The following is a 13,850-nucleotide window of genomic DNA, read 5'->3' on the forward strand; positions in this document are numbered from 1 at the left end:
TTACATGAATCCAAAGTTACGCCTTATTTTGCTTTAGTTGACTTAAGTTGCTTTAAAATATTTAGGATATATGGACAATGAGTAAAAAAATAATCAGCGATTTCAATCAAGACGCCTACCCTCGCGACTTAAAAGGCTATACTGACAAGCCGCCAAAAGCCAACTGGCCAGGCGGCGCTAAAATCGCTGTACAGTTCGTCCTCAATATCGAAGAAGGCGCAGAAAATAGCGTGATTCATGGTGACGGTCAATCAGAGCGGTTTTTATCGGATGTCTTAGGTACGCCAGAGTTTAACAATCGTCATCAGTCGATTGAGTCGGCATTTGAGTATGGTAGCCGTGTGGGTGTTTGGCGAGTATTAGACACTTTTAAAGAATACGGTTTGCCTATTACGACCTTCACTTGCGCTGCTGCTGCCGAAAAAACGCCGCATATTATCGAGCGCATATTAGAAGATGGGCACGAAATCGCCAGTCACGGTCTACGCTGGATTACTTATCAAAATATGTACCGCGAGACCGAGCGCGAGCATGTGCGCCGTGCCACTGAAATATTCGAGAGCATGATCGGCGGTCAGCCGCTCGGTTGGTACACGGGACGAGATAGCCCCAATACTCGTGAGTTGGTCGCCGAACAAGGTGGCTATATTTATGACTCAGACTCTTACGCGGATGAACTCCCTTACTGGCTCAATGTCAAAGTAGAAGACGGTAATAAAATCGCTCGTAAGCCGCATTTGGTCATTCCCTATACCTTAGAGACCAATGACATGCGCTTTACCTCAAGCCCAGGCTTTACCAACGCCGAGCCTTTTTATCAATATTTAAAAGACAGCTTCGATACCTTATACGAAGAAGGCGCACACACACCCAAGATGCTGACCATCGGTTTGCATTGCCGCATCATTGGTCGCGCCGGTCGCATCATCGCCCTCAAAAAGTTTTTGCAATATATCACCAGCAAGCCCGATGTGTGGGTATGCCGCCGTGATGACATTGCCAAACACTGGTATAAAAACCATCCAGCCACTGCCGATAACACTGCGAACTGGATGTAACCATACGTTTAGACACAAATTTATTGCGGCACAACACCACTAAGGAACATCAACGATGTCAACAAAGAGTACATATTACGCACCAACTGGCGGATTGCCTCCACAAACACAACTGCTATCTGATCGCGCTATCTTCACCGAAGCTTATGCCATTATTCCTAAACGTGTGCTAACCGATATTGTTATTAGCTACCTGCCGTTTTGGACAGGTATGCGCATGTGGGTGCTTGCACGCCCACTTTCAGGTTTCTCTGAGACTTTTTCACAGTATATCGTCGAAGTTGAGCCTAATGGCGGCTCAGAAAAGCCTGAGCTAGATGCAAACGCTGAAGGTGTTATATTCATCGTTGAAGGTGAAATGGACATGACTATCGAAGGCGTGTCGCATCATCTTGAAGCGGGCGGTTATGCATTCTTACCACCCGGCTGCAAATGGACGATAAAAAACAATAGCGACAAGCACGTTAAATTCCATTGGATTCGTAAAGCTTATCAACACTGTGAAGGAATTGATGTGCCTGAAGCCTTTGTTACTAGCGATCACGATGTTGAAGCGATTGAGATGCCGGGTACTGATGGCGTATGGGCAACCACCAGATTTACCGAGCAGTCTGATATGCGTCACGACATGCATGTGAATATCGTCACTTTCCAACCAGGTGGCGTGATTCCATTTGATGAAACTCATGTGATGGAACATGGTTTGTATGTCCTAGAAGGTAAAGCGGTCTATCACTTAAATGGTGAATGGGTAGAAGTGGAAGCGGGCGACTTTATGTGGCTACGCGCATTTTGCCCACAATCTTGTTACGCTGGCGGACCTGGTCCATTTAGATACTTACTATACAAAGACGTGAATCGTCATATGCCGTTTATTCGCCCAGCACGATAAACCCTGCGCAATAACAATAATAATCAGAACAACAAAGCATTCAGAACGATGAGCAATATAGCGGCATAATCGTTCATTCGAATATGTCATTTATTCCCAGATGTTGATTTAATTCGCGTACGGGCTTATGGCAAAGTGGCTCATAGCAATTATAAACAGTGATCACCAAAAGTAAGGCAAAGTCATGAGTACTCTTATGAAGACTACGATCGTTGCAAGACCTTTAACCAAAGCTGAGTTTGCGCCCTACGGCACTGTAATCGAACCCTATGACAAGGAAGCACAGACGCCTGAAAATAGCTACCATATCAATAAAGGCTATGCCTGTCGCCATCACGCCATCGCTAAAGCCAAACTTGACGGCGGCGATGTCGGCATGAGTATCTTTCGCGCCAAAAAACGTGAATTCCCTATTGCCTTATCGGTCATGGAATATCATCCGTTTGGCACGCAAGCGTTCTTTTCGATGAATGGTCAGGATTATATCGTCATCGTTGCACCTGCTGGTGCGCCGCCACAGTCTGCGGCTGATTTGACCGTGTTTTATGTCCAATCTCATCAAGGTGTGCAATACGATGCCAATGTCTGGCATCATCCGTTACTTGCCCTCGGTCGCGACTCTGATTTTTTGGTGATAGATCGTATCAATGGCGAAGGCAAAAACTGTTATGAGCTTGATATAGAGGATTGGCAGGTGCAAATTGAACTTGCCAGTGAGCACTCTTCCGTTTAATTAGGGTCTGTAAACGAGCTGTTAGCCATTTATAAACATAAAGCCAGTTAATAAAGATTAGCTGGCTTTATGTTTATGAATGTAGGATCCATCCTATATAAATAATCATTTTCCAAAACACAGTGCCCATTTAACAGCAGTAGCAAAACATCTACATAGGCTACTTGCCTTTTATGTACTATCGTACTAGAATACTGAAACGAAGTAAGCTTCCCTTTTCTTTTCCATTAAGATGAATGTTATGAGCACAGACCCTTATCAAAGCTTATTAAGCCATTTAGCCAGTTGTCATGACAGCACCGCTATCGACCTACTATTCAGTGCGCTATTGACGGAAAAAGAGCAGCAGGAAATTACGAATCGTATCCGCATTTTTGACTTACTGGAGCGCGGTGTCACCCAGCGCGAGATATCTGAGCAGCTAGGTGTCGGTATTGCTACCGTCTCGCGCGGCGCCAAAGCCATGCAAGTTCACGATGTGAGTGCCTTACTAATTACTCATAGACATGACTCATAGAAAACATTCATGAAAGACACATCTGAAAAGGCCGCCTAATTAATTAGAAACTAGAACTTTAATTTGTCTTACTTTTCATTTGATCAACTATTGAACCAATTTGGATATTGTTATGACCTTTCCTAATTCAAAACCTGAGCAACCTGCTGCTATTGATATTCCTAGTAAACCACAGCGCATTAAACTCACGCAGGATATTGATTTCTTTGCGTTGTTCAAACGTATTGAGCGCGCTTTTGAGACCTGTTATCTGCTCGAATCATTGGGCGAAGATGGACATATGGCGCGTCATCATGCGATTGGTTTTGATCCAGTGATGACCATTGCTGCCATCGATCGTACAACCCTCGCGATTACTGATAATAAAACCGCTGAAACCACTCATTATCAAACGGATAATCCTTACGAGCTACTGCGCAAAATTACGCCGCAGCACGTCATTGCTCGCGACCAAAGCGGTGGTCTTGTCGGTTATTTGGGTTACGACAGTGTCAATTTCTTTGAACCCAGTCTCAATGCTAAGCCGAGCGACGACTTTGAACCGTTTAAATTTGGCGTATATTTGGATGGTCTAACGCTCGATAAGATGACTGGTGAGATTTTCTACTTTTACTATCCAACTGCACAGCAAGAAAATCGCATCGAGCAAATCAAAGCGCTACTTGATGCGCCCATTCCAAGCTATGAGCCGCCGACAGTTGAGTTTTTGGGTGACGGCATGAGTCAAGAAGAGCACGCTAAAGCCGTCATGCAAGTCAAAGAAGACATCATCTCGGGGCGTATCTTTCAGTGTGAGGTAGGTTTTAAATCCAAATACCGTATTGCCGGCGATAAAATGCCCATTTATGAGAAATTGCGGTCGGTCAATCCGTCGCCGCACATGTATTTTATGAAATTTGCCCAGCAATGCATCATTGGTGCCTCACCAGAACTGCTGTTTCGCTTGCGTCAAGGTGAGATGGAAACCTATCCATTGGCAGGTACTGCCAAGCGCGGTGTCGATGTCATCGAAGACCGACAGCTTGCCCGTGCATTGCTCAACGATGCCAAAGAGATTGCCGAGCACAATATGCTAGTCGATTTGCATCGCAACGATATCGGTCGCGTGGCACAATTTGGCACCGTCAAAGTACGTAGTCTCATGGATATCAAACGCTTCTCTCACGTGCAACATATCTCGTCTGAAATCGTCGGAATCTTGCATCCTAATGAAGATATGTTTAGCGCCCTTGCCAGCAACTTCCCCGCTGGGACGTTGTCAGGCGCGCCAAAAGTTGAAGCAATTAAAGTCATCAATGAGCTAGAACCAGATGGGCGCGGTGCTTATGGTGGTGCTCTTGGATCGTTTAATTTTAACGGTGATTGTATTTTTGCCATTCCTATTCGCAGCCTATTCATCAACGGCGAATCTGCCTATGCGCAGACCTGTGGCGGCAATGTCTATGACTCCAATCCTGCTGATGAATATCTAGAAATTCAGCGTAAATTGTCTGCCATGAAAGTGGTATTAGACAGTTTTATGAACCCGTAAATTGCTTATATTTTGCCAAAGAGTTGATAACCCATGAATGTTTTAATTATAGATAACTACGACTCCTTTACCTTTAATCTTTACCAATATATCGGAGAGATTTTGCAGACGATGGACGGCGATAAAGCCGCGAACGTCATTGTTAAACGTAATAATGAGATAACGTTAGCAGATGTACAGGCAATGAATCTTGACCGCATTATCATTTCACCGGGCCCTGGCGCTCCTGACGACCCTGCCTACTTCGGTATTTGTGCCGAAGTGATTGAAATCATGGGTAAGACGACGCCGCTACTAGGTGTCTGCTTAGGTATGCAAGGCATCGCCCATGTATTTGGCGGCGACGTGGTACGGGCAAGCGTGCCGATGCATGGCAAGGTATCATCGATTCGCCATGATGGCGCGGGTGTCTATCAAGGCTTGCCCCAAGAGATTGAAATCATGCGTTACCACTCATTGATGGTAAAAGCAGACACCTTACCAGATTGCTTGGCTGTCACAGCTGTCGTCGCCAATAATGCTCATGCTGAGTTCAGCCTAACCGAATCTGCGCTAGCAGGTGAGGAGATTATGGGACTACAGCATAAAGACTATCCCATTCAAGGTGTGCAGTTTCACCCAGAGTCATTTGCGACGGAAGGTGCCAAACGCTTGCTGACGAATTTTTTACTACAGTTGTAAGTCATGATGCTTAAGTTTGGGGGATATGACACCAAAGGGTGATAAGCTAAAGACATAAGCTAAAAACAAGCGTACCTCTAACTCAAATAAATTGAATTTTATGTCTAACTGACTTGTGTTCGAACTTAATTAACGCTTTAATGATAGACTGAAAAAATAAACAAAAGACAGCCCTTACTTGGGTTGTCTTTTTCTTATTTCAGTATTGTATGATGCCATTAGCCAAAAGGCTGGGACAGTTTGAGTTTTTGAGTTTGGGCATGGGTTTTGATATCACATAAAAATAGAGAACGATATGGCAAATACCGATGGCGTAATGTCAGCACGGCAGTCATGGATAGGCACTATTCAAATCATCACGGCAGCGGTCTGCTGGGGTACGTTAGGGATATTTTCAACCTACCTCAATCAAATTGGCTTTAGTGGTTGGCAGATTACGATCTTACGTATCGTGACCGCGGCTTTTCTTATTCTTGTCATGCTACCGAAATTATGGCCGCATCTTATCAAGCTTCGTCGAAAGCAGTGGCTTGGACTGGCATTGCAGTCTTTGATTGGCGTACTTGGTATGTCGGTATGCTACTTTTTTGCTGTGATCTATGTCGGTGCTGGGCCTGCGGTTGCCTTGCTTTATACTGCACCTGTGTTTAGCTTATTGTTTTCGGCATTCTTGCTTGATGAATCTATCACTCGCCAGTCGGCATTACTGGCGCTCATGGCAGTATTTGGTGTTGGATTGACGATGCTGGGTGAGCAAGCACAAGTCAACTGGGGCATCCTATTAGGACTGCTAGCAGGCGTCTGTTATTCCTTATACGGGGTACTGGGCAAGCGCGCGATGCACGATGCACACCCTGCGCCTTTGGTGTTTTTTACCTCTATTATCATCAGTGCTGGTGTACTGCTATTATTACCTGAAACCTATCAAACCTATGGGCGGTTATTGAGCTTACCTTTACATACTTGGGGATATGCCTTGGGGTTGTCTTTGATTGGAACCGTCGTGCCCTTTGCGCTTTATATGAAAGCATTAGAGAAACTACCTGCCACTCGTGCATCAGTATTTACGATTTTTGAGCCATTGACTGCCATTGCCCTTGCCATACTATTGCTGCATCAATCCTTATCTTGGATTCAATATGTGGGCGTGGTATTAATCTTACTGGCAGCTTTATTTAATGCCATATTAAACGGCACTGCCACTCGCGTACCACGCTGGCTAAAAAGACGACAAAGAATTTAGTCTGTACTTTTTAAGACCTTTGAATAGCCTTGGTACCATTGCTATTAAACGAAAGAAAGCCCCAACTATATCGATATAGTCGGGGCTTTATTGTGCTTGACACTTTGCTTAAGAGATAAGTATTTATGCCATAGACAGTTGCTAAATAACTTGGACTGTCTTAATGATATTACTGTTCAATACGCTGCAAAAAGGCCTGCGTACGTGGATGAGTAGACACTTCGAACATCTGCTTAGCGCTACCTTCTTCGACCACATGACCATCCTCAATTAACACCACATGATCTGCCACATCACGAGCAAATTTAATCTCATGAGTCACAACGACCATCGTCCAGCCTTCAGATGCCAGTTGCTTCATCGTGCCCAGTACATCTTGTACCAATTCAGGATCGAGCGCAGACGTTGGCTCATCAAATAATAATAGTGACGGCTCGATAGCCAGTGCACGAGCAATGCCGATACGCTGCTGCTGACCACCAGATAGCTGAAACGGATACAGATCTGCCTTATCCGATAAGCCTACTTTATCAAGTAATGCCAGTGCCTGCTCGCGGGCTTGCGCCTTAGTTTGCCCTTGCACTACCGTCGGCCCAAGCATTAAATTCTCAATCGCGGTCTTGTGTGGAAACAAGTTATAAGATTGAAATACCATGCCTGATTTACGCTGCAACGCCAGCAATGTTTTTTTCTTAGGCTTGGTAGCGAAGTCGACCGTTAAGCTACCATCATCAAAAGCAATGATGCCTTGGTCAGGAATTTCCAGCGCATTCAAGCAGCGTAAAAAAGTGGTTTTACCAGACCCTGACGGTCCTAATATCACCACTACCTTGCCTTTTTCGATGGTCAAGTCGATGCCTTTAAGCACTTGATTGCCACCAAAAGCTTTGTGAATATTAGTGACTTGAATCATAAAGCTTCCTGTTGTACTGATATCTGTTTGCTAATAACACACGCTTATCGACGCGGTATTACCATCCTATACTGCCCCAATTATCAAGGGTTTATTTCGCCACGTAGCGATCAAGTCTGGTTTCAAGCTTACCTTGAATAAAGGTCAAGAACAGACAAATACCCCAATAAATAATCGCCGCTTCGGTGTAGACCAACATAAATTCATAGTTACGTGCCGTGATAATCTGAGCCTGTTTAAACAGCTCCGTGACCAGCACCAATGAGGCTAATGAGGTGTCTTTTACCAAGCTAATAAAAGTATTAGATAACGGTGGCACCGATACCCTAAGCGCTTGCGGCAAAATTACATGGCGGAAGGTTTGTAGGTAGGTTAATCCGACCGTTGAGCCTGCTTCCCATTGACCTTTTGGAATGGACAAAATAGAGGCACGCACCGTCTCCGATGCATACGCGCCAATATTGAGCGAAAAGGCAATAATCGCTGAGGGAAAAGGATCAAGCTTTACTCCGATACTTGGCAAACCGTAGAAAATAATAAATAGCTGAACCAGCATCGGTGTCCCGCGAATGGCGGACACATAAATACGGGCAAGTCTGTATATGATTTCATGGAACCAGCCAGCACGCGGTACGATACGAATCAGCGCCACTATCAGCGCAATAGCCATACCAATCGCAAATGAGATCAATGCCAGCGGTATCGAATAATAAATACCGCCTTTAAGCATTGGCCAAAATGAATTGAGGACAATTTGCGCCCGCGCAGGATCCATAAATGGTAGTAGTGCCAGTAACTCAGCTAGCATTGACGTGATAGACGCTAGCATTACTTTTGTTGACTTATATCAGCACCAAAGAACTCTTCGCTAAGCTTGGTCAGCGTCCCATCGGCTGTTAATGCAGCCATTGCTTCATTCAATTTTGCCACTACAGCGTCATCCCCTTTGATGAGTACTAAACCTGAGCCAGTCTGCTCACTCGCAGGCGCTGTCAGTTTGATCTCAAGTGCTGCATCTGGGAATTTTTTGAGATAATCCAATACTGCCAGATTGTCATTCATCGTAAAATCAGCACGGTCTTGCTTAACCAGTTGAATCGCTTGCGCCATACCATCGACAGGGACGATTTCTGCGCCGTAGCGTTCTGCAAGCTCACCATAGTTGCTGCTCAGTGATTGCGCAGTACGCAGACCTTTTAAACCTTCCCACGAGCTATAGCGATTGTCATCAGTCGGTGCTAGTACAACCGCGCCCGACCAGCTATATGGCATGGCTTTGTCATACTTAGCCAAACGCTCAGGCGTGGTCAAGCTTACTTGATTGGCCACCATATCGAAGCGTTTTGAGTCAAGACCTGCCAGCATAGCATCCCACTGAGTCTCTTTAAATTCGACGTCTACGCCTAGTTTATCCGCAACCGCACGTGTCACTTCGACATCATAGCCAGTTAGCTTGCCACTCTCATCATGATAGGTAAATGGCGGATAAGTACCCTCTGTACCGACGTTGATGGTGCCACCATTATTGATACGTTGCAGCAAATCAGAGCCACCCGTCGCGGCACTGTCTGTCGCATTGGTTTCTGCTTCATTGGTAGTAGACTGACCACAAGCGGCAAGTAGCATAGTACTGGCGGCAAGTGCTAAAAGAGTACGACGTTTCATAAGACGTCCTTATAAGAGTGAATGAATAATGCAAAAAGGTATCGTGCCAATAAAACCATAGCAACAAATAAGGATAAGACCAGCACAGACAAATACTATAATAAAGTATTTGCGCCGCATTATTTAGCTTTGGCTGCTCGATTTGAGGATGCTCAGCATATTTTTCAATACCGTTTCTATATCATCTTTGAATTTTTGGACATTTTTTAAGCAGATCTTAACGTTATTATTGCCGATTAAATAGCCATTTATTCATATACTAGCGCACTTCAGAAAGAATAAACGTACAAAAACAGTGAGCATGCGTAAGACTATTATAATTCACCAGAGAATTGATAACGATCGCCTGCATGCCACATCTTCACAAAGGTCAATACTCGACCTGCTGAATACGTCTGACGACGCAATACCAATGTCGGCGATTGCGGTGCGATTTGCAGTAGCGCGGCAATCTCATCTGGTGCCGCCAGTGCACGAATGGTATAGCTACCACGCTCTAGTGGACTTTTGGCAATGAGATAATCACTGGTGTTGACCACACTAAAATCCTGCTCAATAAATTCTGGCACTTTTTGCGCATCCACCCAGCGCTCTTCGAACTGTATGGGCTGACCATCCGCAAAGTGAATGATTTTTACCTCGTATAAAACAGCAACGTCGCTGCTACTATCTGCGCCAGTACTGTCATCCATTACGGTTGTATCAGCGTTTGTGTTAGCGCTTATATTAGAAGACACAGCTACTTCATTAATATCAAATTTACGCCGTAATTCATCATCCAACATCGCAGCCGTAAGTATGCGTTTACTCACCACTTGCGCCTGATAATCACGGTTGGCAGATTTTAAATCCTGCGCGATATTGCGCACTTCTACAAAGGTATGATTGAACTGCTGCTGGGCGACAAACGTCCCCGACCCTTGCCGGCGCTCTAGCACTCGCTCTTCGCTCAGCTCTTTTAGGGCGCGATTGACCGTCATACGCGATACGCCAAACTCTTTTGCCAACGCCATTTCTGTAGAAATTGCATTGCCCGCCTGCCATTTACCCGAGTGAATATTGTCTAATATGGCGTTTTTTATGCGCTGATATGCCGGAATCGTCTTTGTCATGTCCGTGTTTAACCGTTAATTCACCAATAAGATTAGCGCCATAATATCACGAGATAACGTCATGAACCTTGGCAAAACACTGTGACATTTATCTATCTACCAAAATCCTCACAAAAATAATTGAGTCATTTATAAAAAATTGCTTGCATGAAAAAAGTATCTTTGATAATTTGTATATACAACTTTACGACAGTACTAAAAAATCTGCGTCATCTAATCGATGTTCCACTGAATTTATAGACTGACGGTAAAACACTTACTTTGATTACTTTATCGTCTTAACAGATATCACAAGGATATGATAATGACTACTGACCATGGAACCAATAAAGAGACTAAGCTGACTCGCCGTGATGAGAGCCGCGAAATCGCCGCGCCCACGGGCAGCGCCCTACATTGCAAAAGCTGGCTGACCGAAGCCCCTTATCGCATGCTGCAAAACAATTTGCATCCTGATGTGGCTGAGAACCCAAAAAGCCTAGTCGTCTACGGTGGTATCGGACGCGCAGCCCGCAATTGGGAAAGCTATGATCAAATCCTAGCGTCATTAAAAGAATTGGAAGACGATGAGACGTTGCTCGTGCAATCTGGCAAGCCAGTTGGCGTGTTTCAAACGCACGAAAATGCCCCGCGTGTTTTGATTGCAAACTCTAACCTTGTGCCGCGATGGGCCACGTGGGAGCATTTTAACGAGCTCGATCGCAAAGACTTGATGATGTATGGTCAAATGACGGCTGGTAGCTGGATTTATATTGGCACGCAAGGCATCGTCCAAGGTACTTACGAGACCTTTGTAGAAGCAGGTCGTCAGCATTATGATGGTAGCTGGGCAGGACGTTGGATTTTAACCGCTGGTCTTGGTGGCATGGGCGGCGCGCAGCCACTTGCGGCTACTTTTGCAGGGGCAACTTCATTAAACATTGAGTGTCAACAGTCTAGTATCGATTTTCGCTTGCGTACTGGTTATGTCGACAAGCAAGCCGATGACTTAGACCATGCTTACGAGCTCATCAAACAGCATACCGACGCGGGTGAAGCGGTCTCTATTGCCCTACTTGGTAATGCCGCAGATATCCTACCTGAGATGGTCAAGCGCGCCAATGCTGGCGGCATGAAGCCTGATCTAGTCACTGATCAAACTTCAGCACATGATTTGATCAATGGTTACTTGCCAGTTGGCTGGACAGTAGAAGAATGGAAAACTGCACAAGAAGATTCGGAGCAACATGCAGCATTAACCAAAGCTGCCGCTCAGTCTTGTGCCGTACACGTACAGGCGATGCTAGATCTACAAGCGATGGACATTCCAACGACCGATTATGGCAATAACATTCGTCAGGTGGCTTTTGATGAAGGGGTCAAAGATGCCTTTAATTTCCCAGGTTTTGTCCCCGCTTATATTCGCCCGCTGTTCTGCCAAGGCAAAGGCCCCTTCCGCTGGGTGGCGCTGTCAGGTGATCCAGAAGATATCTATAAGACCGATCAAAAAATCAAAGAGCTGTTCCCTGAAAACACCCATATCCATCGCTGGCTCGATATGGCAAAAGAGCGCATTCAATTCCAAGGTTTGCCTGCCCGTATCTGCTGGTTAGGATTGGGTGAGCGTGACAAAGCAGGTTTGGCCTTTAATGAAATGGTCAAAAACGGCGAGCTAAAAGGCCCTATTGTCATCGGTCGTGACCATTTGGATACGGGCTCTGTTGCCAGTCCAAACCGCGAAACAGAAAGTATGAAAGATGGTTCAGATGCGGTATCTGATTGGGCATTATTGAATGGTATGCTCAACGTCGCAGGCGGCGCAACTTGGGTATCGTTGCATCATGGCGGCGGTGTTGGCATGGGCTATTCACAGCACTCAGGTATGGTCATCGTCGCAGACGGTACTGATGCTGCAGCCAAACGCTTGGCGCGGGTACTGGTCAATGATTGCGGCTCAGGCGTCATGCGTCACGCCGATGCAGGTTATGAGCTAGCGATCAAAACAGCGAAAGACTATGGTCTAAATTTGCCGATGATTAAGTAGCATACCTTTTATCCTTATAAGTGATTACTTGACATAAGGATATCATCGACATTTTATCAAGGAGGATAATATGATTGAGCAAAATACGACACTAAATCTCAAGGATGCAGCAGCGACACCAACTGAAGCACTACTGTCTAAACCTGTAGCGTTACTGCAGTTGATAGTCTTTAGTGCTATCGGTTTGGTCATGTTTTTTGTGCCATTTACCATTGGTGAGAAAAGCACGATTTTGTTCGATCATGGGGCAACTTATCTGGTCACTCAGCAGCATACATTGTCTGTGACGTTATTATTTTTACTGATGATCTTTGGGGTAAGTAAGCCATTTATAGACGGCTCATGGCGTAAAAACATCACCCACATGATTATGACTGCTTTTAAAATCATTGGTCTGATACTGGCAGTGATGTATGTTGCTGACGTAGCGCCTGCCTTTATGATGGAAAAGGGCATGCTGCCGTTTTTGTTTGAAAAACTGGCATTACCAGTCGGTATGATTGTACCGCTTGGGGCATTAATTTTAGCATTTTTGGTGGGTTTTGGTTTGCTCGAGATGGTCGGTGTGCTCATGCAGCCAATCATGAAACCTATCTGGAAAACCCCAGGTTCATCAGCGATTGATGCCGTCGCATCCTTTGTTGGTAGCTACTCTATCGGGCTGCTCATTACTAATCGCGTGTATTTGCAAAAGCAATATTCAGCGCGCGAAGCCATTATCATTGCGACTGGATTTTCGACCGTATCAGCGGCATTTATGGTCATTGTTGCCAAAACGCTTGGTCTGATGGAGTTTTGGAACCTGTTTTTTTGGTCTACGCTAGTGATTACCTTTATCGTCACTGCGATTACTGCTCGTATTCCGCCAATTAGTCTTGTGGATGATAGCGTTGAACGTCCCGCTTTAGACCATAAACGTGGTACACGTCTGGCGGCAGCATTTGATTTGGGTTTGTCCACTTCGCGCCGTGCCACTGACCTAAAACAAATCTTATGGTCTAACTTTCGCGATGGGCTGACGATGGCAGCGGCGATTGTGCCTTCTATCATCGCGGTTGGCTTGACAGGATTGATATTAGCAAAGTATACGCCTGTATTCGATGCTTTAGGCTTGCTTCTTTATCCATTTACATGGCTTAGCGGCTTACCAGAGCCTCTGGTTGCCGCCAAAGGTATGTCAGCGGGATTGGCTGAAATGTTCTTGCCAGCACTGCTCCTCAGTGAGGCTGATATACTGACTCGCTATGTTGCAGGGGTCATCTCTATTAGCAGCGTGTTGTTTTTCTCTGCCATGATTCCTTGTGTGCTTGCCACTGAAATACCATTATCTGTCGGCAAAATGGTCATTATCTGGTTTGAGCGTGTGGTACTCAGTATTTTATTGGCTGCGGCATTCGGACATCTAGCCATGTACTTCAACTGGATTGGCTAAAAAAACAAATTTAATAACAAGTATTATGTTAACTAAAAACATTTAAAAAA

At 45.2% G+C, this 13,850-nt stretch carries 14 protein-coding genes; 10 read left to right on the top strand and 4 right to left on the bottom strand.

Annotation, left to right across the window (positions count from 1 at the left end; translation table 11 throughout):
* The first annotated feature begins 77 nt into the window (after positions 1–77).
* The 7 genes from puuE (at position 78) to AK822_RS11080 (ending at position 6,655) form a co-directional block, all read left to right on the top strand.
* The gene (puuE, locus tag AK822_RS11050; RefSeq protein ID WP_060491682.1) at positions 78–1,058 is read left to right on the top strand and encodes an allantoinase PuuE; all 981 of its coding nucleotides are present in this window, start codon (positions 78–80) and stop codon (positions 1,056–1,058) included.
* A 55-nt stretch (positions 1,059–1,113) separates the two neighbouring features.
* Positions 1,114–1,950: a bifunctional allantoicase/(S)-ureidoglycine aminohydrolase gene (locus tag AK822_RS11055; protein ID WP_055124612.1), complete on the top strand. Its 837-nt coding sequence runs from the start codon at positions 1,114–1,116 to the stop codon at positions 1,948–1,950.
* Positions 1,951–2,134: 184 nt separating this feature from the next.
* Positions 2,135–2,683, top strand: coding sequence for an ureidoglycolate lyase (locus AK822_RS11060; RefSeq protein ID WP_228139019.1), 549 nt, complete (start codon positions 2,135–2,137; stop codon positions 2,681–2,683).
* Between the two features lie 241 nt (positions 2,684–2,924).
* On the top strand, positions 2,925–3,200 hold the full coding sequence (locus AK822_RS11065) for a Trp family transcriptional regulator (protein WP_060491683.1): 276 nt from the start codon (positions 2,925–2,927) through the stop codon (positions 3,198–3,200).
* A gap of 112 nt (positions 3,201–3,312) precedes the next feature.
* Complete coding sequence (locus AK822_RS11070; protein ID WP_060491684.1) at positions 3,313–4,731, top strand: anthranilate synthase component I family protein; 1,419 nt, start codon at positions 3,313–3,315, stop codon at positions 4,729–4,731.
* 33 nt (positions 4,732–4,764) lie between these two features.
* Entirely contained in the window at positions 4,765–5,412 is a 648-nt protein-coding gene (locus AK822_RS11075) for an anthranilate synthase component II (RefSeq protein ID WP_060491685.1), read from the top strand.
* Positions 5,413–5,707: 295 nt separating this feature from the next.
* On the top strand, positions 5,708–6,655 hold the full coding sequence (locus tag AK822_RS11080) for a DMT family transporter (protein ID WP_060491686.1): 948 nt from the start codon (positions 5,708–5,710) through the stop codon (positions 6,653–6,655).
* Between the two features lie 169 nt (positions 6,656–6,824).
* Here AK822_RS11080 and AK822_RS11085 read toward each other — a convergent pair whose 3' ends face one another.
* The 3 genes from AK822_RS11085 to AK822_RS11095 form a co-directional block, all read right to left on the bottom strand.
* Positions 6,825–7,568, bottom strand: a complete 744-nt coding sequence (locus AK822_RS11085; RefSeq protein ID WP_060491687.1) for an amino acid ABC transporter ATP-binding protein — start codon at positions 7,566–7,568, stop codon at positions 6,825–6,827.
* 91 nt (positions 7,569–7,659) lie between these two features.
* The gene (locus AK822_RS11090; protein WP_205628086.1) at positions 7,660–8,343 is read right to left on the bottom strand and encodes an amino acid ABC transporter permease; all 684 of its coding nucleotides are present in this window, start codon (positions 8,341–8,343) and stop codon (positions 7,660–7,662) included.
* Positions 8,344–8,396: 53 nt separating this feature from the next.
* Positions 8,397–9,233 (bottom strand): amino acid ABC transporter substrate-binding protein, encoded by an 837-nt coding sequence (locus tag AK822_RS11095; protein WP_060491689.1) that lies wholly within the window; start codon positions 9,231–9,233, stop codon positions 8,397–8,399.
* 21 nt (positions 9,234–9,254) lie between these two features.
* Between AK822_RS11095 and AK822_RS11100 the strand changes: the two genes are divergently transcribed.
* Positions 9,255–9,443 carry a hypothetical protein gene (locus tag AK822_RS11100; protein ID WP_060491690.1) on the top strand — a complete coding sequence of 63 codons (189 nt, stop codon included), beginning with the start codon at positions 9,255–9,257 and terminating at the stop codon, positions 9,441–9,443.
* A gap of 104 nt (positions 9,444–9,547) precedes the next feature.
* Here AK822_RS11100 and AK822_RS11105 read toward each other — a convergent pair whose 3' ends face one another.
* Positions 9,548–10,345: a UTRA domain-containing protein gene (locus AK822_RS11105; protein WP_060491691.1), complete on the bottom strand. Its 798-nt coding sequence runs from the start codon at positions 10,343–10,345 to the stop codon at positions 9,548–9,550.
* 304 nt (positions 10,346–10,649) lie between these two features.
* On the opposite strand from AK822_RS11105, the gene hutU reads away from it, so the two are divergent.
* Together hutU and AK822_RS11115 are read left to right on the top strand one after the other, a co-directional pair.
* Positions 10,650–12,368 carry a urocanate hydratase gene (gene hutU, locus AK822_RS11110; RefSeq protein WP_060491692.1) on the top strand — a complete coding sequence of 573 codons (1,719 nt, stop codon included), beginning with the start codon at positions 10,650–10,652 and terminating at the stop codon, positions 12,366–12,368.
* Positions 12,369–12,438: 70 nt separating this feature from the next.
* Complete coding sequence (locus AK822_RS11115) at positions 12,439–13,800, top strand: YjiH family protein (RefSeq protein ID WP_060491693.1); 1,362 nt, start codon at positions 12,439–12,441, stop codon at positions 13,798–13,800.
* Positions 13,801–13,850 lie beyond the last annotated feature (50 nt).

The sequence above is a fragment of the Psychrobacter sp. P11F6 genome (genome assembly GCF_001435295.1).
Classification (GTDB): domain Bacteria; phylum Pseudomonadota; class Gammaproteobacteria; order Pseudomonadales; family Moraxellaceae; genus Psychrobacter.

Excerpts from the sequence above, each read along its gene's own strand:
- AK822_RS11060 (WP_228139019.1), top strand. The coding sequence starts at position 2,135 with ATGAGTACTCTTATGAAGACTACGATCGTTGCAAGACCTTTAACCAAA.
- AK822_RS11100 (WP_060491690.1), top strand. The coding sequence starts at position 9,255 with ATGAATAATGCAAAAAGGTATCGTGCCAATAAAACCATAGCAACAAAT.
- hutU (WP_060491692.1), top strand. The coding sequence starts at position 10,650 with ATGACTACTGACCATGGAACCAATAAAGAGACTAAGCTGACTCGCCGT.
- AK822_RS11085 (WP_060491687.1), bottom strand. The coding sequence starts at position 7,568 with ATGATTCAAGTCACTAATATTCACAAAGCTTTTGGTGGCAATCAAGTG.
- AK822_RS11055 (WP_055124612.1), top strand. The coding sequence starts at position 1,114 with ATGTCAACAAAGAGTACATATTACGCACCAACTGGCGGATTGCCTCCA.
- AK822_RS11080 (WP_060491686.1), top strand. The coding sequence starts at position 5,708 with ATGGCAAATACCGATGGCGTAATGTCAGCACGGCAGTCATGGATAGGC.
- AK822_RS11090 (WP_205628086.1), bottom strand. The coding sequence starts at position 8,343 with ATGGATCCTGCGCGGGCGCAAATTGTCCTCAATTCATTTTGGCCAATG.
- AK822_RS11095 (WP_060491689.1), bottom strand. The coding sequence starts at position 9,233 with ATGAAACGTCGTACTCTTTTAGCACTTGCCGCCAGTACTATGCTACTT.
- AK822_RS11065 (WP_060491683.1), top strand. The coding sequence starts at position 2,925 with ATGAGCACAGACCCTTATCAAAGCTTATTAAGCCATTTAGCCAGTTGT.
- AK822_RS11070 (WP_060491684.1), top strand. The coding sequence starts at position 3,313 with ATGACCTTTCCTAATTCAAAACCTGAGCAACCTGCTGCTATTGATATT.
- AK822_RS11115 (WP_060491693.1), top strand. The coding sequence starts at position 12,439 with ATGATTGAGCAAAATACGACACTAAATCTCAAGGATGCAGCAGCGACA.
- AK822_RS11075 (WP_060491685.1), top strand. The coding sequence starts at position 4,765 with ATGAATGTTTTAATTATAGATAACTACGACTCCTTTACCTTTAATCTT.
- AK822_RS11105 (WP_060491691.1), bottom strand. The coding sequence starts at position 10,345 with ATGACAAAGACGATTCCGGCATATCAGCGCATAAAAAACGCCATATTA.
- puuE (WP_060491682.1), top strand. The coding sequence starts at position 78 with ATGAGTAAAAAAATAATCAGCGATTTCAATCAAGACGCCTACCCTCGC.